Below are 20,220 nucleotides of genomic sequence, written 5' to 3' on the forward strand. Positions count from 1 at the left end.
TTCGCTCAGGGTTTTTCGAGATCGAACGGGCGGACCAGCTCCCGCAACGCCCGGGCGATCTTCTGCTGGTCGCCGTCGCTGAGGCCGCCGAGCAGTGCGCGCTCATGGGTGAGCAGGTCGGCCATCGCGGCGTCGACCTTGTCCCGGCCGGCGGGCGTCAGTTGGACCAGCACGCCACGTCGGTCATGCGGATCCGGCAGCCGCTCGACCAGGCCGCGTGCGGCCAGCCGGTCGACGCGGTTCGTCATCGTGCCGGATGTGACGAGGGTTTCCTTGAGCAGCTTGCCGGGGGACAGTTGGTACGGCGTACCCGCTCGGCGCAGGGCCGCGAGGACGTCGAACTCCCAGGACTCCAGACTGTGGGTGCCGAAGGCCTGACTGCGGGCGCGATCGAGATGCCGCGCCAGCCGGCTGACCCGGGACAGCACCTCCATCGGCGCCACGTCGAGGTCGGGGCGCTCGCGGCGCCAGGCCTCGATCAGCCGATCGACCTCGTCCTTCATGGGTTCGAGAGTACCCATCAAGACTCTTGACATCAAGACAAGTCGCAGGGCTAGAGTATCTCGACGTCAAGATAAATCATCTGAGAGGAGCAGCCGATGCGCACGTCACCGGTGTGGAGTCCAGAGCAGTACGGCACGTATGCCGACGAGCGTGCCCGGCCGTTCCGGGACCTGGTCGAGCGGGTCCGGGCGACCGACGTACGGACCGTGGTCGACCTCGGTTGCGGACCGGGCGCGTTGACCGCGACGCTGCGTCAGGTCTGGCCGGACGCCGTGATCCGGGGGATCGACAGCTCGCCGCAGATGCTCGAGGCGGCCGGGCAGTACGCCGACGACCACCTGAGCTTCGAGCTCGGTGATGTTCGCGAGTGGAGTGTCGAGCCCGGATCGCTGGATGTGATCGTCACGAACGCGACGCTGCAGTGGGTGCCGGAGCAGCTCGACCTGCTGCCCGGGTTCGTGCGCGCGCTGCGGCCGGGCGGGTGGTTGGCGATCCAGATCCCGGGCAACGGCGACGCCCCGTCGCACGCGATCCTGCGGGAGCTGGCCGGCCGCGAGCCGTACGCCGAGTACGCGAAGGACACGTCGCTGCGTCCCGACGTACCTGGTCCGGCCGAGTACGTCGACGCGCTCAGCGCGGAAGGTTGCGTGGTGGACGCGTGGGAGACGACGTACTTCCATCTGCTGTCCGGCGACAACGCCGTACTGGAGTGGGTGAAGGGGACCGGCGCGCGGCCGGTGCTGCAGTCGCTGCCGGACGACGTACGACCGAAGTTCGAGGCGGAGTACGGCGCTCGGCTGGCGGAGGCGTATCCGCAGCGGGAGTACGGGACGCTGCTTCCGTTCCGGCGGATCTTCGCGGTTGCGCACAAGAAGGGATGACCATGCGGCTCGATCATGTGCAGGTGTCTTGTCCGCCGGGTGGTGAGGACGTGGCTCGGGCGTTCTATCGCGATGCGCTCGGGATGACCGAGGTGGAGAAGCCGGAGCTGTTGAAGCCGCGCGGCGGGTGCTGGTTCAAGGCCGGTGCGGCGGAGATCCACATCGGCGTGGAGCAGGACTTCACCCCCGCGAAGAAGGCCCACCCCGCGCTGGCCGTCGACGACCTGGACGCGCTGGCGTCCCGGCTGGCAGATCTAGGCTTCCCGGTGACCTGGGACAACGAAACAATCCCGGGCCGCCGACGCTTCCACACCGCCGACGGCCATGGGAATCGCGTAGAAATCGTCTGAGCTTCCACGGGTCGATGGTGTGCAAGCTCGACAGGTAGAGCACCAGCGAGACACCGTACGCACAACCTGAATCACGCTCAGGTGCACTACCTAGGCAGCCGACACCTCCTGTCCAAACTGCACACCCTGATCCGCCCGGGTGACTGATCGGTGGGCGCGGCTCGGGTTGTTTCACGCCAGGGGCGAAACAACCCATCAGCGGGCGGCCTCGCACAAACGCCTCGACCCGGCTGCCGCGGCGCGGCGACTGCTCGTGGCGTTTGGTTGGTCCGCGAACCGCGAGTCGTGGATCGAGGCTGCTGTCAGCGGCGGATTGCCACCGAAATCCACGACTCGGTGAACGCGCGTACCTGCGGTGGCGGCCCGCGTCTGGTGGGTGGAGACAGGTTCTGGTGGGTGGGGACCTGGTATTTCAGGTGTTATGTCACGAGTTCCTGTCTCACGGCACCGCATCGGTCGGCCAACTCAGCCTGGCCGCCCGTAGGTGCGTCACAGGAGCTGGATGTGCCTCGAATACAGGTGAAGAAGCGGCTCGCCCGGCCCCCTCAAGCTGGGCGAGCCGCTGGCCTATTCGGTGGCCAGTGCGCCGGCTGGTGCGACCTTGGCCGCGCGGCGGGCGGGTAGCACCGAGGCGAGCAGGCCCGCGACGGCGGCGACGGCGGCGATGGTGATCAGCAGGGTCCCGGGTACGGCGTACTCCACGCCGCCCTCGACCGTCTGGCCGCCCATCAGCGCGCTCGTCCCGGTCCAGCCGTAGATCAGACCGAGCACGATCCCGAGACCGGCCGCGACCAGTGCCATCAGCAACGACTCGACCGCGAGCATCCCGCGCAGCTGGCGGCGGGACAGCCCCATCGCCCGGAGCAGCGCGTTCTCCCGGGTCCGCTCCAGCACCGACAGGCTGAGCGTATTGCCGACGCCGACCAGTGCGATCAGCACCGAGACCCCGAGCAGGCCGATACCGACGATCAGCAGTACATCGAAGACCTTCGTGTAGCTGGTCCGCTCGGCCAAGCCGCCCTGCACGGACAGATCCTTGACGGTCGGGATCGACTGCTCCACGGCGTCGATCACGTCCCCGCCGTCCGCCTTCGGGTCCGACGCCAGCCAGAACCCGGTCACCGGCGCGGTCGGCGCCAGCTTCGCGAGATCGGCCGAGGTCGCGGTGATCGGGTCGACCCCGATCGCCAGCCGGGCGGTCAACGTGACCTTGTGTTGCCCGGACACGATCGTCACCGGCGAGCCGTCCTCGAGCTTCAGCTGCTGCATCACCGGGTAGGTGATCAACGCCGTACCCGGCTTCAGCTTGGCGCTCAGCGCCGCGTTGTGGATCACCGAGCCGGCCTTGCCCGCGTCGATACCGGTCACGTCGATCTCTTCGCCGCCGGCCTTCACGGTCACCGTGCTGATCGGGACGACCTGGGTGATGCCCTTGATGTCACGGAGCTGCTGCTCGGCGCTCGCCGGCATCTTCTCCTTGTACGTCGTCACCGTCAGATCGACCGGGTACTGGCCGTCCATCGATACATCAAACGTTTTCCGTACCGAGGCGATCCCGACGCAGGTGAGGCTGATCAGCGTCACGCCGATCAGCAGTGCCGACGTGGTGGCCGCCGTACGCCGGGGATTGCGGACCGCGTTCGCGACGGCGATCCGGGCGGGTACGCCGCCACCGCGGGCGGGGAGCGCGCCGATCACACGGATCAGCGCCGGGACGAGCAGCGCGCCGATCGCGAGGATGCCGAGGAACGAGATCGTGCCGCCCGCGACACCGATCAGTACCTTGTGCTGCTTCGCCCCGACCGCCAGCAGAAGGCCGCCGCCGGCGAGGAGCAGGAAGCCCAGGGCCAACCGCAGTACGCCGGCCTTCGTCGCGGCAGCCGGAGCGGCCTCGGGACGAAGCGCGGCAAGCGGCGCCACCTTGGTCGCTCGCCGAGCCGGTACGACGGCCGCGATCAGGGTGGCCACTGTGCCCAGCAGGAGCGGTAGGAAGATTGACGACAGGTCCAAGTGCAACGGCACCGGCGGGATGCTCCAGTCGAACTCGCGGGACAGCGCCAGCGCCAGCGCGGAGAGCGCGACGCCGAAGACCACGCCGATCGCGGACGCGATCACGCCGACCACGGTGGCCTCCGCGAGCACGGAGGTGAAGACCTGCCGGCGGGACGCGCCGACGCAGCGCAGCAGCGCCATCTCGCGGGTGCGCTGGGCGATCACGATCGTGAACGTGTTGCCGATCACCAGGCAGGCCACGAACAACGCGATTACGGCGAACATCCCGAACACGCCGCCGAGGACGTCGATCCCGTGGGTCAGACCCTCCACCTCGTGCTGGATGAAGGCCTCGCCGGTGTAGACGGTCAGACCGCTCGCCACCACGGCCTGCGCGGCGTCGGCCAGTTGCTGCTGGCTGACACCTGGCTTCGCCGCCAACGCGATTCCCTGCGTGAACGCGCCCGGGTCGAAGATCTTCACCGCGGCCGGAGTCGCGACGGCGGAGGCGGTTCCGACGTACTTCGAGTCGTCCAGCAGACCGACGACGGTCACGGTCCACGACTTCCCGTCGTACGAGCTGATCCGCAAGCTCTGGCCGACGCCGACCTTGTGCTTGGCCGCGGTACGGGCCGGGAGGGCGATCTCGTTAGTTGCGGTCGGCAACCGCCCGGACGAGGTCGTGGGTCCGGCGATCCGCGCCGTGTCGTGGAGCGAGTCGATCGGAACCGTGGTGCCGCGGACGAGGTCGGGGAACGCGACGTCCATGTACGCCGTCTTCAGCGTGACGACCGCGGCGGCCTGCGGGACCTTCTGGACCTTGGCGATGTCGTCGGGGGAGATGGTCGCTCTGTCCGGGTAGACGACGGCGTCAACGCCCTTGTACTGCGCGCCGATCGTCTCGTCGACGCCGTGCGACGCGGACGCGTGCACGATCATCGCGAGCGAGCCGAAGCCGACCCCGAGGACGATCGCCAGACAGGCGGCGACCAAGCGGCCCATGTGGGCGCGCAGCGAGGAGAGGAGCGAGCGTCGCACGTCAGGCCCCCAGCTGACGCAGCGCGTCGAGAACGCTCTCCGGGGTCGGCTGCCGCAGCTCGCCGGCCAGCTTGCCGTCGGCAAGCATCACGACGCGGTCGGCGTACGACGCGGCGAGCGGGTCGTGCGTCACCATCACCACGGTCTGGCCGAATTCGCGGACCGAGCGGCGCAGGAAGCCGAGCACCTCGGCGCCGGACCGCGAGTCCAGGTTGCCGGTCGGCTCGTCGGCGAACACGACCTCCGGCCGGCCGACCAGGGCCCGCGCCACCGCGACCCGCTGCTGCTGGCCGCCGGACAGCTCCGACGGACGGTGCGTGAGCCGGTCGCCGAGCCCGAGGACCTCGATCAGCGTGCTCAGCCATTCCTGGTCCGGCTTGCGGTTGCCGAGCTCGAGCGGGAGCAGGATGTTGTCGTTCGCGGACAGCATCGGGAGCAGGTTGAACGACTGGAACACGAAGCCGACCCGGTCCCGGCGGATCTTGGTCAGCTCCGCGTCCGGCAGCCGCGTCAGCTCGGTCTCGCCGAGCAGCACCTGGCCATCGGTCGGGGTGTCCAGCCCGGCCAGGCAGTGCATCAGCGTCGACTTGCCGGACCCAGACGGGCCCATGATCGCGGTGAACTGGCCGACCCCGAAGTCGACCGAGACCCCGTCGAGCGCGGCAACCGCGGTGTCGCCCTGTCCGTACACCTTGCGCAGTTCGTGCGCCCGGATTGCGGTCCGCGGCTCCCCGTCCTGCGGCAACCGCCCGGCCGCAAGCTCTCCGGTCTGCAAGCTCATGTCACTCCTCAACTCAACTGAACGTTGGTGACGAAGTTAGTGAGCGCGCGCCGGGATCTCGTCGGACCGGAGACTGCAGTATGCGTACTACCTGGGTATTACTTGGTCGGCCGGACGAGCCCGGTCTCGTACCCCAGGACGACGAGGGCGACCCGGTCCCGCAGGCCGGTCTTGGCCAGGATCCGCCCGATATGCGTCTTGACCGTTGCCTCGGACAACGTGAAGAGCTTGGCGATCTCGGTGTTCGACAGGCCGCGGGCGACCTCGACGAGCACCTCGCGCTCGCGGGCCGTCAGGTCTTTGAGGTCGGGGCGCTCGATATCGGCGTCGGGCAGGGCGCCGGCGAAGTGCTCCAGCAGACGTCTCGTCGTACTGGGGGAGACGACCGCGTCCCCGGATTGCACCTGCCGGATCGCGTTCAGCAGGTCGGCGGGCGGCGTGTTCTTGAGCAGGAAGCCGGACGCGCCGGCCTTGATCGCCGCGAACGCGTACTCGTCCAGGTCGAACGTGGTCAGAACTATCACCCTGGGTGGCTGTGTTGATGCCTGGGGCAACGACTGCAGCCGGCGGGTGGCCTCGACGCCGTCCAGCCGCGGCATCCGGACGTCCATCAGGACCACGTCGCACGCGGTCACCTGGATCTTCTCGAGCGCCTCGCCGCCGTCGCCCGCTTGGCCGACCACCCTCATGTCGGCCTGCGAGTCCACCAGCATCGTGAAGCCCGCTCTGACGAGTTCCTGATCGTCCACGAGGAACACCCGGATCACGTCGTCGTCCATTACTCTCCAGTCGGCAGGTTGTACGGCAGTCTGGCGATCACCTCGTAACCACCGCCCGCCTTCGGTCCGGCGCTCACCGTACCGCCCGAGACCGAGGCGCGTTGCCGCATCCCGACCAGGCCGTGACCCGGGTCCGAGCTCGGCGCGACGCCGGCGCCGCGGCCGTCGTCGGTGACCACCACGGTCAGCATCTCGCGCCCGAAGTCCAGGCTGACGGAGGTGCGTGCCCCCGGCCCGGCGTGCTTCAGCGTGTTCGTCAGCCCCTCCTGCACGATCCGGTACGCCGTCAGCCCGAGCAGCGCCGGGAGATCGCGGGGTTCGCCGGTGACCTCGTAGCTGACGCTGAGCCCGGCCTCCCGGACGTTCTCGATCAGCTCCGGCAAGCTGGAGACGCCGGGCTGCGGGCGGGGCTGGTTCGGGTCGAGCTCGTTCTGCTCGTCCTGCTTGAGCAGGCCGAGCATCTTGCGCATCTCGGTCAGGCTCGCGCGGCCGGTGTCGCCGATCGTGGCGAGGGCCTTCTTCGCCGCCTCAGGGGACTGGTCCGCGGCGTACAGCCCGCCGTCGGCCTGGACGATCATGATCGACAGGCCGTGCGCCACCACGTCGTGGATCTCGCGGGCGATCCGGGTCCGTTCGTTGCTCACGGCCAGTTTCGCCTCGCGGTCGCGGTCCCTTTCGAGCTGGGCGGCCCGCTCCTCGAGCTGAGCGACGTACAGGCCGCGGGTACGGCGGCGCTCGCCGAACGCCCAGACCCCGAAGACGAGCGCGCCGAGCGCGACCATCATCGTGACCTGCTGCTTCCAGTCCGAGTTCGCCCAGTACCGCGAGGTCGCCATCAGGACGCCGAGACCGCCGATACCCAGCGCGATCCGGCTCAGCCGTACGTCGCCGTACACCGAGATCGCGTACAACGCGACCAGCAGGCCGACGTTGCCGGGCATCAGCTGGATCGCGGTGAGCCACTGCAGGACGGCGACCGAGCAGACCGTGAAGAAGACCAGTTCGGGGTGGGTGCGGCGCCAGATCAGCGGGACCAGCATGCCGAACGCGAGGATGCCGCTCAGGTGCGCCTGCGCGAGCGACAGGAAGCCGAAGATCATGCAGAGGCCGCCGGCCAGCAGCAGGTCGAACGCCCTGCTCCGGGCAGGCAGCGGCCGCGCGGTCAACATCCCCGTCATGCTGGCCAGGGTACGGGGGCCGGCCTCGGCGGGGGTCATGCCACAGTCGGATGTCGGCGTACGACCAGAGGTTGTTACTTGTGCGGGCGGGTCGCGAGAACCGGCTTGACCTCGAGGCCCGACAGGCCGTTCCAGGCAAGGTTGACCAGGTGCGCGGCGACGTCCTGCTTCTTCGGTTTGCGGGCGTCCAGCCACCACTGGCCGGTGAGCGCGACCATGCCGACCAGCATCTGGGCGTACATCGGAGCGTTCTTCGGCTCCAGGCCGCGGCGCTTGAACTCCTCGGCCAGGATGTGCTCGACCCGGGTCGCGACGTCGCTGAGGATCGAGATGAACGAGCCGGTCGCCGACCCGACCGGCGAGTCGCGGACCAGGATCCGGAACCCGTCGGAGTTGTTCTCGATGTAGTCGAGCAGCGCGAGCGCCGCCTGCTCGACGAGTTCGTGCGCCCGGCCGGCCGTCAGCGCGCCGGTGACGCCGTCGAGCAACGCCCGTACCTCGCGGTCGACAACAACGGCGTACAGGCCTTCCTTGCCGCCGAAGTGTTCGTACACCACCGGCTTGGAGACCTCGGCGCGATGTGCGATCTCCTCGACCGAGGTCGCCTCGTAGCCCTTCTGTGCGAACAGGCCGCGGGCGATGGTGATGAGTTGCTCGCGACGTTCGGCACTGGTCATCCGGATCCGGCCGGACCGCCGCGGTTTGGGTTCCGTCACGTCGTGATCACGTCAGCATCATGCCGCACTTCGGGTATTGCGGGTGGGAGTTTTACGGTCACGCAGCCTTGAGGGTACGGGGCGAAGAGTCCACACGACGGGCCTCCAGCCGCTCCTTGACCGGCCAGCGGACGTCGGACGCCCAGCCCTGCTTCTCGAAGAACCAGATGCAGCGGGCGGACGTGTCGAGCTGTCCCTTGAGTACGCCGTGCCGCGCGCAGGTCGGGTCGGAGTGGTGCAGGTTGTGCCACGACTCGCCCTGGCTCAGGATCGCCAGCCACCACACGTTGCCGGACTTGTCGCGGCTCTTGAACGGCCGGTCGCCGATCGTGTGGCAGATCGAGTTGATCGACCAGGTGACGTGGTGCAGCAGCGCGATCCGGACCAGGCTGGCCCAGAAGAACGCGGTCAGCGCACCGGTCCACGACCAGGACCACAGGCCGCCGATGACGGCCGGCGCGAGGAGGCTCACGGCCACCAGCAGGGGGAACATCCGGGACACCCTGACGACGTCCTTGTCCTTCAGCAGATCCGGCGCGTACTGCCGCTGCGGGGTCTGCTCGGTGTCGAACAGCCAGCCGACGTGCGCGTGGAAGAAGCCCTTGGTGAGCGCGCCCAGCGTGTTCCCGTACTTCCACGGGCTGTGCGGGTCACCGTCGCGGTCGGAGAACTTGTGGTGCTTGCGGTGATCGGCCACCCAGCGGATCACCGGGCCCTCGATCGCCAGCGAGCCGGCGATCGCGAGGGCGTACTTGAGCGGGCGGTTCGGCTTGAAGGACTTGTGCGTGAACAGCCGGTGGAAACCGATCGAGATCCCGTGACCGGCGATCGTGTAGAACACCACCGCGAGTACGACGTCCCGCCAGCCGAGGAGCCCGCCCCACGCGATCGGCACCGCCGCCAGCACGGCCAGGAACGGTACGCCGATGAACAGCGCCAGCGCGACCTGCTCCCAGAGCTTCTTCTGCTCACCGCCGAGCGTTCCGGTGTTCACGTCCTCGTCGACCGGCACGGTACGGGTGGGCGGCGCATCCGGAGTGGCAACGGCGGGTGGAGTCATATCGGTCAATCCCTCAGCTCAGCGTGTCCTTACCTACGCCACCGTAACCTACGGGACCGTAGGTAAGGAACCCCTGAGCGTGTCATCCACCCCACTCATGGCAAACTGTCCCGGCAACCACGATCCCCCGTGGGGTAATCGGCAGCCCGCGAGACTTTGAATCTCGAAGACCAGGATCGAAACCTGGCGGGGGAGCAACTAGAACCCCCAGGTCAGAGCGCTTCTGACCTAGGGGTTCTCTCATGCTCAGGCGGATTTGCTAACGGACTTGCTAACACGCCACCACCCGCCGCGCCGTCTGGATCGTCGTCGCCCAGGTCGTCGTCGTCAGTTTCACCGGTGACCGCAGCCGAAAAGGTGGCTGCTACTCCTTCCGAACTCTTGCGGATGACGTGGGCGTAGAGCCGGAGCGTGATGGCCGGATCAGCATGGCCGAGCCGTTCCGCGACCACGTGCACCGGCACCCCGCCGTAAGAAGCATGGTGGCGTGGACGTGACGCAGGTCATGCAGCCGAGCGGGCAGCAGCGGCTTCACCGGCCGGGGCAGTTCCTGCCGGAGGCTTTCCGGGTGCCCGGGATCGCAGGCTCGTTGAATTGCCGAATGAGTACCGCCATCAGGTTCGTCACCGTGTCTGGCGGAACCGGCCGACCCAGCCCAGTGGTGAACACATAGTCGCCATCAACCCATGCATCCCGGCGATCTCCCGTTCCGCTCACTGACGGCCACGGTGATCTGCGACAGCCGTATGCACGGATCGCGGCACAGCGGACAACGAAGGCGCACGCCTGGGCGTCTAACAGAAGGGACCTGGAAGGGGGAGAGACATGTCGCGCACTACAGGGGATGCGGTTCGACGGGTTGGACTGAGGCTGGGGTGTGTCGTGATCACGCTGGCACTGGCCAGCGGTTGCCAAGCACACAGCACAGATAGCAGCACAGCTAGCATCACAGCGCGCGTCGCTCTCTTCGGAGGTCCGTGGACGCCGGGTGGTGGGATGGCTCTGAACGGCGCACCGGCGGTCGGCGTCAACGTGACCGCGACGGCGGCCAGCGGAGCTACTTGGACGGCTACCACCAACGGGCGAGGCGAAGCGACGCTAGTGGTGCCACCCGGCTCATACGAAGTCTTCTCGACCGGCTGCGGCACCAAGCACGTCGTAGCCCAGGCCGAGACTGCCACGGCTCTATCGATAGAGTGCCAGGTCGCGTGAGTGACACCAGCCTCAGCGCGCGGCCTGGCGCGCCTTGCCCGACATCCGCTCATCGGCTACTTGCGTCGGTTCGTCACGTGGGCGCGCCAGACTTCTAACCTGTCGTACATCCGTTGACGGATCACAGTCTGTCCGCGCGGGCTCTTGCCGAATTTGGCTCTTATGGATCAAGGCGCGCCTTCGGCGCGCGGCGCGGGCGTGCGCCTGCGGCTGCCGCCGTTCACCGCCCGCGCCCGATCTCGGTGTCTTTCTAGAGCAACAGAGCGCCTCCGGCGGGGGGCCTCACGACTCCGGGATGACGGTCCGATTTTTGCCGGCGGTTCGGAGTGGGGCGGGGCGCGTCTTCCCGCCTGCCGCTCAGCCCAGTCAGGACCTATCAGGAGCCACCAGAGGGGCCAAGATCGTTCGTCCAGCGGGGCGCTCCATCTTGGCCCCTCTGGCGTCTCCTGATCGCGCTACGCGTGGGCTGAACGGCAGACGGGAAGACGCAAGGAGCGCCTCTGTCCTGGATCGGACGCTACGGCTGCACGTCAGGTACGCCACCGGGCTGACCGGCCTTCCGTGCATTGCGGCTGTCGATGATGCGCTTGACTCGTGCTGGACCTTGGTACGCCCGGCTCAGGACCTCGTCCATGAGGGCAAGAACTTCCTCAGCATCCTCGGAGCTGAAGGCCTCAAGAGCAAGATCACCATGCGCTGCGTCGTTGCCCCAGAGTCGTACCGCATGTGCTGCCTCGGCCGTGTCCTGGCCGATCAGGCCGTTTGTCGCCATCTGGTCGATCTTCTTCTCCAGGTTGCCAGACGTGATGCCGTGGTTCTTGGCCGTCGCCTCGATGACAGCGCGAGCTAGTCCGATCGCGCCACGTAACGCTCCGATACTGAAGCACTGGTGTGCCTCGTTTGCTGCGGAGGCAATGTCAGTCGGAACATCCGGGAAGTCCTTCCCAGCAAGCTTCCTTGGCCAGAAGTCGAGCAGGTCCGCAGTGGCCGGGTCTGGCTTGTCTGCGGTCGCACCGACCACACGCCCGCAATTGACGCACCGAAACGCGGCGTCATAGGTGCTGTAGTTCGCCCTCAACATCGAGCGCGTGATCTCGCCGCCCTGCCAGACCAGCTGCGCCTGCGCAATCGCCCCACACTTCGGGCATGTAAACGTCGCCATCGGGACAGGCTATGCCCTCCGGTCTGATCAGGCGCGCAGGATTTTTGCTAACGGATTTGCTAACAAACGGTGTGGATCGGTGTGGACGATCAGGTGCGCGCTGCGCTGGGTTCAGGCTCAGGCGGGCTTGCGTGCAAGCCTGGGACGGACCGGGATGGACAGGGCGGCGGCAACTTTGAATCTCGAAGACCAGGATCGAAACCTGGCGGGGGGAGCTAATACGTACGGCGTATACCCGCCATGTGGTGGGGCGAGGTGGATGTAGCAGCCCAACGCGGTGCTACGCCCGGCTCCTCCGTCGCCGTGCTACGCGCGGACCTCTCCCGGTTGGAATCAAGCTTGCCTGACCCAGCTCAGCAGCAATCGCCCCGTAGTGCTCAGGCGTGAGACGCACGAAGGCCGACCGGCCCTCGTCAGCGAGGGAGACGATGTCATCACCGGCCGGGTCCCAGACCGTAGCGTCGTACGCCCACGGTGCGAACGTCACGAACGCTGACCAGACCTCGTCCCGTGCGACCTCGATGATTCCGGTTTGCACGTAGTCGTAGCGTCTCTCAACCCGACCAGTTCGGGAGGCGATCTGCCGCAGAACCTCGGCGGCGGATCGAACATCGGGCGGCCAGTCCTCGCCGCCACCCGGAATATCGGTCTCGCACCGACTCGCACTGACCGCCACCGTTCTCAGGATCAGGCGGCACGCTTCCACCACGTCAGCATGGCTCCACCCGTCGCTGTCGAGGATGAACGCCTCCATGGTCTCCACCATGGCAGTATCGTGCAACCGCCTCTCAGGCGGACGATGGCTGTGCATCAGCAGCACGATCTGCGTACTGGCCACCAGCGCGACCACCAGCCCATCGATCAGCCGCCGGCCTTGGCAGCCAGGTCGTCCAGGGTGCAGACCGACGTGCTGGCGGGCAGTTTTGCTGCTGGCGTGTTGCAACACGGCAGTGGTCACATGGCCTGGTAGTCGTGGCTAGATTGTGCGGTGTGGGGTGGGCTCGGGGGCTGTGGTGTGGGGTGCTTGGGGTTTGGTGGGTGGTTGGTTTGGGCGGGTGTGGGGGCGGTTCGGCGGAGCGTGTGGGGGAGGCTGGGGTGGAGCGGGTGCCTGAGCGGTTCCGGATTGTTCCGGACGACTATCACGTGCCGTACGCCGGGACGGCTGAGGACGGGCGGAAGTTCTTTCTGAGCGATGAGTTGTTCGGTCCTGCGTCGGCGTACGTCGGGTTGTTCTTGTGGAAGGCGGACGGGACGTTCGACGAGGTGAAAGTCGACGAGGTACGTCGGCCTGAAGGTGTTCCTCCTGGACAGGCTGCTTCAGCCGGGGCGGATCAGTTGGTCGCCGCGCGGTTGGGGGAGCTCGGGAAGTACGTCCTCGAGCCGATCGCTGTCGAGCCGTTCTCCGTGGACAGGAACGGCGTGACCTTCGGCTGGGTGGGCGCCGAGTTCGAAGGCGCGTACTCGATCCACATCGAGCCAGGCGACTTCATCGCGTACTACGCACCCTGGGACGGCCTCGGCTACGACACCTGACGGCGGGTCAGGTCAGTGTCTTCTTGTAGAAGACGGCGGAGTCTTCGTAGCCGAGGGCCAGGTAGAACGGGCCGGCTCGGCGGCTGGCCAGGGCGAGGTAGGCGGCACCTGTGGATTCGGCCCAGCGCTCGGCCTGTTCCATCAGCAGGCGGCCGATTCCGGACTGCCGCTGGTTTTCGTCGACCATGACCTCCTCGACCCAAGCGACGGGGCCGTTGGCGAGGAAGGTGAGATGGCTGTTGCCCAGGAGGTAGCCGACGATTGCACCTTCAGCGGTCTCGGCCACCAGTAGCAGGGTGTCGGGTACGTCGACCAGTTGCTTCCAGGTCGCGTCGAACGCGGACCGTTCGGGAGTGAACGAGGTGGCGAAGGCCTTGGCGAGCGGCCAGACGTGCTCGCCGTCTTCGAGACGGGCTGGACGGATGACCACGGATGGATCTGGCACTCATTCTCCTGCGGGTAGGTCGGTCAGTAGTGTGCCGAGTTGTGGTGGGAAGACTGTTTCGGCGGTCTCGATCAGCTCCTGCGCGGTCCACCAACGGAACCCGAGGATCGTGGTGGTTTCGTACTCGCTCAGCTGTGCCGGTTCCGGCGTGAAGTGCGCGACGCGGTGCAGGAGCCATTCCTCGTGTACGTCGACGGTCTCACCGTTGAACTCGTACGTCTGATCCCGCGTCCACACGTGGATCCCGGTCGGCAGATCGCGCAGACCGGTCTCCTCGTACGCCTCGCGCGCGGCGGCGGCCTGCAGGGACTCGTCGGCCTCGACACCGCCACCGACTGGATACCAGCATTCGGCCTGGGTTTTCGGGTCCCTGGCGTGGATGAGGAGCGCGCGATCCTTCTCGTCCAGCAGCAGAAGCTTGACCGCGAGCCTCGCCATCAGAGGCTGACCCACCGTCGGTACTTGTCCAGGTCGACGTTGCTGCCGCACACGATCGTGAACACCTGCCGTCCGGCGAAGCGGTCGCGGTCTTCGAGGATCGCGGCGACGCCAAGCGCGGCCGACGGTTCGACGACGAGACCCGCGTGGTCGAGCAGCATGCGCAGGGCGGTGACGATCGACGATTCCTGAACGAGTACGGCGTCATCGGCGACGACGAGGAGGTCGTCGAGGACCTCCGGGATGGGGATGCGGCCCGCGACCCCGTCGGCGATGGTGTTGGTCGTCTCGGTGGTGACGACGCGACGCTGATGCCAGGAGTGTGTCAACGCCGGTGCGCCGAGCGGCTGAACGCAGATCACCTCTGCCGCGGGCGCGAGCGTCTTCAGCACGTACCCCACCCCCGTCGCCAGTGCGCCGCCGCCGAGCGCGATCAGTACCGCGGGGCGATCGCCCGGTTCGATTTGCGGCGCCAGTTCGAGTCCGATGGTTGCCGCGCCTTCGCACGTCTCGAGGTCCAGGCTGTCCTCGAGCAGCCGAATCCCGTCGTACTGCGCGATTGCGGCAGCCCGTTCGCGGGCGAGTTCGTGGTCGCCGTCGACGACTTCGAGCTTGGCGCCGAGTGCGCGGATCCGGTCGAGTTTGGTCGTGGTCGCGAACCGCGAGGCGACGACCGTTACGTCGAGACCGCGGTCGCGGCTCGACCAGGCGAGAGCTTGGCCGAGGTTGCCGGCGCTCGCGCACACCACGGCTCGTGAGTCGCTGTGGGCGAGTTGACTCGCGACGACCTCGGTGCCTCGGCCTTTGAAGCTGCGGACCGGGTTCGCCGTCTCGAGCTTGATGTTGATCGCGCAGCCGAGCAGCGGTTCCAGCACTTCGCAGCGATACAAGGGACTGTCCAGGAACACCGGATCGATGGCCTCGCGGGCCGCGCGAATCCGAGCCATGTCGAGTCGCGTCCCCAGCACAACACCGGATCCTACGCAATCGTGTGAACGGCCGGTGTGCATTATCGACAGGAGGTGTCGGGTGGCTGGGTAGTGCACTTGAGCGTGATTGCGGTCGTGCGTACGGTGTCTCGCCGGTGCTCCACCTGTCGAGCTTGCACACCATCGGCGGGGGAGCGAGGGGTTGGTGGGCATGGGGCGGCGCTTGGCGTGGGGATCTGCAAGCGCCGCCTCGCCGGCGTCAGGTCAGGGCGGGGAGCCAGGGGTGGTTGGGGTGGCGCGGGGCGATGCGGTCGTGGAGCCAGGTGCGGCGGGTCGGATCCAGGTCGGCGGCGACGTCGTTGAAGTCGTCGGTGTCCTTCGGGCGGTCGCTTCGGGACTTGAACAGGAGCACGATCTCCGGCGCGAGGTACGGCGTACCGTCAGGAGCCGTGAGCGTGATCTCGTCGAGCGGTTTGCGGACGGTGCCGCGGCCGCGGTGGTAGACCCAGTCGTCGCCGTCGGACGCAGCGAGGATGATGCGGACCGGGGCCGGGAACAGGTCGTCGGGGAACGCCAGTACGTCGGGGCCTGGCGTCAACGTCTCGCCCGGTTCCCAGGGGCGTTGGTCGCCGGTGTTCGGGTTCTCGACCGTGGGACGCGGGTCGGTGAACGTGGCGGCGACCAGGTCGAGGTCGCGGGCCAGGACGAGTACGTCGACGTCGGTGTGCGGACGCCGTACCCGATCGGCGAACAGATCGAGCGCCCACCCGCCGGCGATCCAGTAGCGGCCGGGGTAGTCGGCGAACAACGCCCGTACGGCGTTCAATACTTCGAGATGCATCGGGGACTCCCTCGCATGAGGTCGGATGCGGTGAGCCCCGGTGAGAGTCAGAGCCGCCAGAAGAAGATCCGAGGCGGCACCGCGCAGAAAACGCGCACAGCAACCACCTCCTCCTCGCCCTGACACTCAGCGCACGATCGTAGCGACGCCACGAGAGTCCAGCACGTGGTTTTCAGCCGTCCAGGAATTCCCGGATGTGTTGGGACCAGGTTTCGGGTTGTTCGAAGTGGCACATGTGGGCGGTGTTGGGGATGACGGCCAGTTGGCTGGGGACGGCTTTGTGGAGGCGGTGGGCCAGTTGGACGGGGAAGCCCATGTCCTTCTCGCCGTGCAGGATGAGGATGGGTTTCGCGAAGGCTCGGAGGATCTGCTCGGGGTCGCCGGTGATCCACGGGTGCATGAGGCCGTTCATCGCGCGTTCGTACGACCAGTCGCCCAGGTCGGTGTCGAGGGATTCGAGCAGTTGCAGGTACGCCGGTGCGCGGGCGAGGTCCCACACGAAGATCGTCGAGTTGCGCAGGGCACCGTTCGCCTCGTCCTCGACCCGTTGGCGGCGCTGGTACTCGTCCCAGTCCGCGAGGTAGGCAGCAGCGTCCGCAGACGAGTACGCCGACGTCGACGCGAGCACCAACCGCCGTACCTGCTCCGGATGCTTGTGCACGAACTCCATCGCCGCCCGCCCACCCGTCGAGAACCCGACCAGGTCGACCGCCCCGAGCTCGAGTCTCTCGATCAGCCGATGCGTGTCCTGTACGACGTACTCCGGTTGCAGGTCGTCGTCGGGCAATCCCCGGCTGCTCCGCCCGCACCCGCGGAAGTCGAACATCACCACGTGGTGATCCCGGGCCAACGGCTCGAACCCGGGCACCAGATACCCGTGCCCGACGTCAGGCCCGCCGTGGATCACCACCACAGAAGGCCGCTCGCTCCGCCGCCCGAGCTCCCGGACGAACAGCGTGACGCCTCCGACATCCACCAGCGAATCACCCATACCGCAAGGATTTCAGGCCCTTCCGACAATACTGGTGCGATGACGGAACTGGAGAACTCGACCTGGACGGCGGCCGACTTCGAGGTGATGGGCTGGCACGACTGCCGCGTGCACGCGGTGAGCATCGGCGTACGCGAGGACGGGTTTCCCTGGCAGCGTGTGCTGCTCGATCTCGACTACATCGTCCGGTGGGTTGACCCGGCGTCCCCGCAGCGGCACTTCACCTTCTGGATCGCGCCGTCGACGTTGGTGTTCGACGAGGCTTGGGATGTCTCGGGCGAGCTCGAGCCGGCGAACGACCTGCTCGAGATCGCCGACCTGCACCGGCTCGACCCACCAGACGACCGCCCGGACCCGCTGTGGCACCTCGAGGGCCACAACTTCGATCTCCGCCTCCGAGCACCCGGTTTCACGCAGTACGTCCGCACACCACCCGTCCACAGCAAGTCCCAGTACCTGACCCACCCCGAACGCGGCGGCCTCAGCTTCGCAGAACGCTCGTACGACCGAAATTGACAGGCCCTCCGTGGGGGAGTGCGGCTAGGGTCTCTCGGCATGTCGTTGTCGGACGCGTTTCTGCAGGAACAGCTGCACAGCCTGGGATACCGGCAGGTGGAGCAGGTTGCGATCGGGATGCAGGGGGCGGTGTTTCGACTCGGTGGGGCGAGGATCGCGAAGATCTGGTTCCACGCGGGTGAGGGCGAGCTGCGAACGCTAAAAGAGTTGTACGCCGCACTCGACGGCCGGCTGCCCTATCGCACGCCGCGCATGCTGGACCTGCACCGCCCCGGGCCCTACTGGGTGACGGTCGAGGAAGAGTTGCCCGGAGTCCCGCTGCACACCGTGGCGCCGCAGTTCGGCGATGCGGGCTGGGACCGGATGCGGGACTGTGTTGTGGAGATGGTCGAGGCAGTCTCGCAAGTCGACGCGCCGGCCGTTCTTCGCCGTACGGCGGTGCTCGACGAACCGGATCCGTTCCGGCCGGAGGGCGTTTCGTGGATCGAGGCGCTGTCGGGTCTCGTCCGTAGGCGGGTGACGCGCTTCGGCGGTCAACTGAGCCCGGTCATCGACAACTTCGAGACGAAGGTCGAGAACCTTCTCGTACTGCTGTCCGACCTCAAGGAACCCGAGACCCGCCTGGTCCACGGAGACATCACCGCCGGCAACATCCTCGTGGACGAGAACCTCCGCGCCGTCTCGATCCTCGACTTCGGCCTCCTCACCATGCCCGGCGACCCGGTCTTCGATGCCGCCGCCACCGCAACCGTCATCGACCTGTGGTCCCCACGAGCCCGTGAGGTCGAAGCAGCCTTCGACACAGAGTTCGCCACCCGCCTCGGCTACGACACGGAACACTTGCTCGTCCACCGCTGCGCCTATTCCCTGATCATCGCCAACGCCCACGACGAAGACCCCTACAACCGCGACACCCACGTCCCCCTGACCGCCCGCCTGTTCAACACCCCGCGGGTCATCACCTTGCTGAGTTGAGAGAAGACCGAATCCTCACGCAGGAGGCAGCATCCGCGCCCGGCAATAGGCCAGCATCTCGTGGGTGGGCGTCCGAGATGCTGGGTTTGCGCCCCGGAGCTCGGACGCAAACCCCGCATCTCAGACGTCTACCCACCAAAGGAGACGGGGCGACTGCGAAGGACCGGATCTGGACGGTCGGCATGTCCGCCGCGTCCGCGCAGTCGCCGTTCTCCGCCCAGGCCGCGTTCGGCCGCTGACCCGCCGCGACGTGCGGCCGGGCGGACGTGGAGATCACTGAGAGTTACCGACCTCACCGTCTGCTGTTCCGGTGGGGGTGACATCGGTCTCGCCGTCCCCGTGCGAGCGGGTGTCCGGTGAGCAAGTAGGCTTGCGCGGGCGCTGCTTGGAGTGCCCATGCTGATACTTGTCGAAAGAACTCGCAGGGAACTCGAGGAGAAGACCGCGTGACTTCCCATCGACCCGCGGCGGTCGTCATCATGGCCGCCGGTCTGGGCACCCGGATGAAATCGGCGACCCCGAAGGTGTTGCACGAGATCGGCGGGCGCAGTCTCGTCGGGCACGCCGTGCTGACCGCCCGGGCGCTCAGCCCCGAACACCTCGTGGTCGTGGTCGGCAACGGCCGCGAACTGGTCGAGGAACATCTCCAGGCCGTCGACCCGGAGGCCCGCACCGCCGTCCAGGAGCAGCAGCTGGGCACCGGCGACGCGGTCCGCGCCGGGCTGACCGCCGTACCGGCCGACTTCGACGGCTCGGTGATCGTGACGTCTGGCGACGTCCCGCTGCTCGAGGCGGAGACGCTGCACGAACTGATCGCCGAGCACGACAAGCACGGCAACGCGGTCACGGTCCTGACCGCGCGGGTCCCCGACCCGACCGGGTACGGGCGGATCGTGCAGGGCGCGGACGGCACCGTCGCCGCGATCGTCGAGCACAAGGACGCCACCGCCGAGCAGCGGGCGATCGACGAGATCAACGCCGGCATCTACGTCTTCGACGCGGCCACCCTGCGGGACGGTCTCAGCCGGCTCACCACCGACAACGCCCAGGGCGAGCTCTACCTGACCGACGTGATCGGCATCGCCCGGACCGACGGCAAGCGGGTCGGCTCGCACGTCACCGGCGACGCGATGCAGACCGAGGGCGTCAACGACCGGCTCCAGCTCGCCACGCTCCGCGCCGAGCTGAACCGGCGTACCCTCGTCCGCCTGATGCGCGAGGGCGTCACGATCGTCGACCCGAACACGACGTGGGTCGACCAGACCGTCGAGCTCTCCCGCGACGTCACCCTGCTGCCGAACACCCAGTTGCACGGTGCCACCACGGTCGGCAGCGGTACGACGATCGGCCCGGACACCACGCTGACGGACGTGGAGATCGGCGAGAACGCGACGATCATCCGCACCCACGGGACGCTCGCGGTGATCGGGGACGGCGCGTCGGTCGGCCCGTTCGCCTACCTGCGCCCGGGCACCAAGCTCGGCGTGAAGGGCAAGATCGGCACCTTCGTGGAGACCAAGAACTCCACCATCGGCGACGGCGCCAAGGTCCCGCACCTGACGTATGCCGGCGACGCCACGATCGGTGAGGGCACGAACATCGGCGCCGGCACGATCTTCGCGAACTACGACGGCCTCAAGAAGTACCCGACGCACATCGGCAAGCACTCGTTCATCGGCAGCCACTCGGTGATCGTGGCCCCGCGGACGATCGCGGACGGCGCATACCTGGCGGCCGGTACGGCGCTCACCGAGGACGTCGGCCCGGGCGAGATCGCGGTCGCACGGAGCCGGCAACGCAACATCAAGGGCTGGGTCGCCCGCAAGCGGCCCGGCACCAAGACCGCCGCGGCGGCCGAAGCGGCACTGGCCGACCAGCCGGACGACCAGGCCTGAGCGG

General features: G+C 67.6%; 20 protein-coding genes and 1 tRNA gene. 7 read left to right on the forward strand and 14 right to left on the reverse strand.

Features of this window, described 5'->3' with window-relative positions:
* Nucleotides 1–5 precede the first annotated feature (5 nt).
* Nucleotides 6–503, reverse strand: a complete 498-nt coding sequence (locus EV651_RS05990) for a MarR family winged helix-turn-helix transcriptional regulator (RefSeq protein WP_133782839.1) — start codon at nucleotides 501–503, stop codon at nucleotides 6–8.
* A 96-nt stretch (nucleotides 504–599) separates the two neighbouring features.
* On the opposite strand from EV651_RS05990, the gene EV651_RS05995 reads away from it, so the two are divergent.
* Both EV651_RS05995 and EV651_RS06000 read left to right on the forward strand, forming a co-directional pair.
* Entirely contained in the window at nucleotides 600–1,385 is a 786-nt protein-coding gene (locus EV651_RS05995) for a methyltransferase domain-containing protein (RefSeq protein ID WP_133782841.1), read from the forward strand.
* Between the two features lie 2 nt (nucleotides 1,386–1,387).
* Entirely contained in the window at nucleotides 1,388–1,735 is a 348-nt protein-coding gene (locus EV651_RS06000; RefSeq protein ID WP_202870178.1) for a VOC family protein, read from the forward strand.
* Nucleotides 1,736–2,302: 567 nt separating this feature from the next.
* On the opposite strand, the gene EV651_RS06005 is transcribed toward EV651_RS06000, so the two are convergent.
* The 6 genes from EV651_RS06005 to EV651_RS06030 all read right to left on the reverse strand — a co-directional run bounded on the left by EV651_RS06005 (nucleotide 2,303) and on the right by EV651_RS06030 (nucleotide 9,279).
* On the reverse strand, nucleotides 2,303–4,765 hold the full coding sequence (locus tag EV651_RS06005) for an ABC transporter permease (RefSeq protein ID WP_133782845.1): 2,463 nt from the start codon (nucleotides 4,763–4,765) through the stop codon (nucleotides 2,303–2,305).
* Nucleotide 4,766: 1 nt separating this feature from the next.
* Nucleotides 4,767–5,546, reverse strand: coding sequence for an ABC transporter ATP-binding protein (locus EV651_RS06010; RefSeq protein ID WP_133782847.1), 780 nt, complete (start codon nucleotides 5,544–5,546; stop codon nucleotides 4,767–4,769).
* A 98-nt stretch (nucleotides 5,547–5,644) separates the two neighbouring features.
* The gene (locus EV651_RS06015; protein WP_133782849.1) at nucleotides 5,645–6,325 is read right to left on the reverse strand and encodes a response regulator transcription factor; all 681 of its coding nucleotides are present in this window, start codon (nucleotides 6,323–6,325) and stop codon (nucleotides 5,645–5,647) included.
* A complete protein-coding gene (locus tag EV651_RS06020; protein ID WP_238156688.1) occupies nucleotides 6,325–7,503 on the reverse strand; it encodes a sensor histidine kinase in 1,179 nt (392 codons plus the stop codon). The genes EV651_RS06015 and EV651_RS06020 overlap by 1 nt, the downstream gene beginning before the upstream one ends.
* Nucleotides 7,504–7,577: 74 nt before the next feature.
* Entirely contained in the window at nucleotides 7,578–8,219 is a 642-nt protein-coding gene (locus EV651_RS06025) for a TetR/AcrR family transcriptional regulator (RefSeq protein ID WP_133782853.1), read from the reverse strand.
* A gap of 58 nt (nucleotides 8,220–8,277) precedes the next feature.
* A complete protein-coding gene (locus tag EV651_RS06030) occupies nucleotides 8,278–9,279 on the reverse strand; it encodes an acyl-CoA desaturase (RefSeq protein ID WP_133782855.1) in 1,002 nt (333 codons plus the stop codon).
* 123 nt (nucleotides 9,280–9,402) lie between these two features.
* On the opposite strand from EV651_RS06030, the gene EV651_RS41200 reads away from it, so the two are divergent.
* A tRNA-Gln gene (locus EV651_RS41200) sits at nucleotides 9,403–9,474 on the forward strand.
* 1,534 nt (nucleotides 9,475–11,008) lie between these two features.
* Here EV651_RS41200 and EV651_RS06035 read toward each other — a convergent pair.
* Together EV651_RS06035 and EV651_RS06040 are read right to left on the reverse strand one after the other, a co-directional pair.
* Nucleotides 11,009–11,653: a DUF4145 domain-containing protein gene (locus EV651_RS06035; RefSeq protein WP_202870179.1), complete on the reverse strand. Its 645-nt coding sequence runs from the start codon at nucleotides 11,651–11,653 to the stop codon at nucleotides 11,009–11,011.
* A 280-nt stretch (nucleotides 11,654–11,933) separates the two neighbouring features.
* Nucleotides 11,934–12,611 (reverse strand): hypothetical protein, encoded by a 678-nt coding sequence (locus EV651_RS06040; protein WP_133782857.1) that lies wholly within the window; start codon nucleotides 12,609–12,611, stop codon nucleotides 11,934–11,936.
* A gap of 137 nt (nucleotides 12,612–12,748) precedes the next feature.
* On the opposite strand from EV651_RS06040, the gene EV651_RS06045 reads away from it, so the two are divergent.
* Nucleotides 12,749–13,186 (forward strand): hypothetical protein, encoded by a 438-nt coding sequence (locus tag EV651_RS06045; protein WP_133782859.1) that lies wholly within the window; start codon nucleotides 12,749–12,751, stop codon nucleotides 13,184–13,186.
* A gap of 7 nt (nucleotides 13,187–13,193) precedes the next feature.
* Here EV651_RS06045 and EV651_RS06050 read toward each other — a convergent pair whose 3' ends face one another.
* The 5 genes from EV651_RS06050 to EV651_RS06070 all read right to left on the reverse strand — a co-directional run bounded on the left by EV651_RS06050 (nucleotide 13,194) and on the right by EV651_RS06070 (nucleotide 16,830).
* Nucleotides 13,194–13,631, reverse strand: a complete 438-nt coding sequence (locus EV651_RS06050) for a GNAT family N-acetyltransferase (protein WP_133782861.1) — start codon at nucleotides 13,629–13,631, stop codon at nucleotides 13,194–13,196.
* Nucleotides 13,632–14,069, reverse strand: a complete 438-nt coding sequence (locus tag EV651_RS06055; RefSeq protein WP_133782863.1) for an NUDIX domain-containing protein — start codon at nucleotides 14,067–14,069, stop codon at nucleotides 13,632–13,634.
* Nucleotides 14,069–15,016 carry a threonine/serine dehydratase gene (locus EV651_RS06060; RefSeq protein WP_238156689.1) on the reverse strand — a complete coding sequence of 316 codons (948 nt, stop codon included), beginning with the start codon at nucleotides 15,014–15,016 and terminating at the stop codon, nucleotides 14,069–14,071. The genes EV651_RS06055 and EV651_RS06060 overlap by 1 nt, the downstream gene beginning before the upstream one ends.
* A gap of 241 nt (nucleotides 15,017–15,257) precedes the next feature.
* A complete protein-coding gene (locus tag EV651_RS06065) occupies nucleotides 15,258–15,839 on the reverse strand; it encodes an amino acid transporter (protein WP_133782867.1) in 582 nt (193 codons plus the stop codon).
* Between the two features lie 172 nt (nucleotides 15,840–16,011).
* Entirely contained in the window at nucleotides 16,012–16,830 is an 819-nt protein-coding gene (locus tag EV651_RS06070) for an alpha/beta fold hydrolase (protein WP_133782869.1), read from the reverse strand.
* 39 nt (nucleotides 16,831–16,869) lie between these two features.
* Here EV651_RS06070 and EV651_RS06075 point away from each other — a divergent pair, with 39 nt between their 5' ends.
* The 3 genes from EV651_RS06075 to glmU all read left to right on the forward strand — a co-directional run bounded on the left by EV651_RS06075 (nucleotide 16,870) and on the right by glmU (nucleotide 20,216).
* The gene (locus EV651_RS06075) at nucleotides 16,870–17,346 is read left to right on the forward strand and encodes a hypothetical protein (RefSeq protein WP_133782871.1); all 477 of its coding nucleotides are present in this window, start codon (nucleotides 16,870–16,872) and stop codon (nucleotides 17,344–17,346) included.
* A gap of 39 nt (nucleotides 17,347–17,385) precedes the next feature.
* Nucleotides 17,386–18,321, forward strand: coding sequence for a phosphotransferase family protein (locus EV651_RS06080; protein WP_133782873.1), 936 nt, complete (start codon nucleotides 17,386–17,388; stop codon nucleotides 18,319–18,321).
* A gap of 446 nt (nucleotides 18,322–18,767) precedes the next feature.
* Nucleotides 18,768–20,216 (forward strand): bifunctional UDP-N-acetylglucosamine diphosphorylase/glucosamine-1-phosphate N-acetyltransferase GlmU, encoded by a 1,449-nt coding sequence (gene glmU / locus EV651_RS06085; RefSeq protein ID WP_133782875.1) that lies wholly within the window; start codon nucleotides 18,768–18,770, stop codon nucleotides 20,214–20,216.
* Nucleotides 20,217–20,220 lie beyond the last annotated feature (4 nt).

It is taken from the genome of Kribbella sp. VKM Ac-2571 (assembly GCF_004362255.1).
GTDB classification, from domain to species: domain Bacteria; phylum Actinomycetota; class Actinomycetes; order Propionibacteriales; family Kribbellaceae; genus Kribbella; species Kribbella pratensis.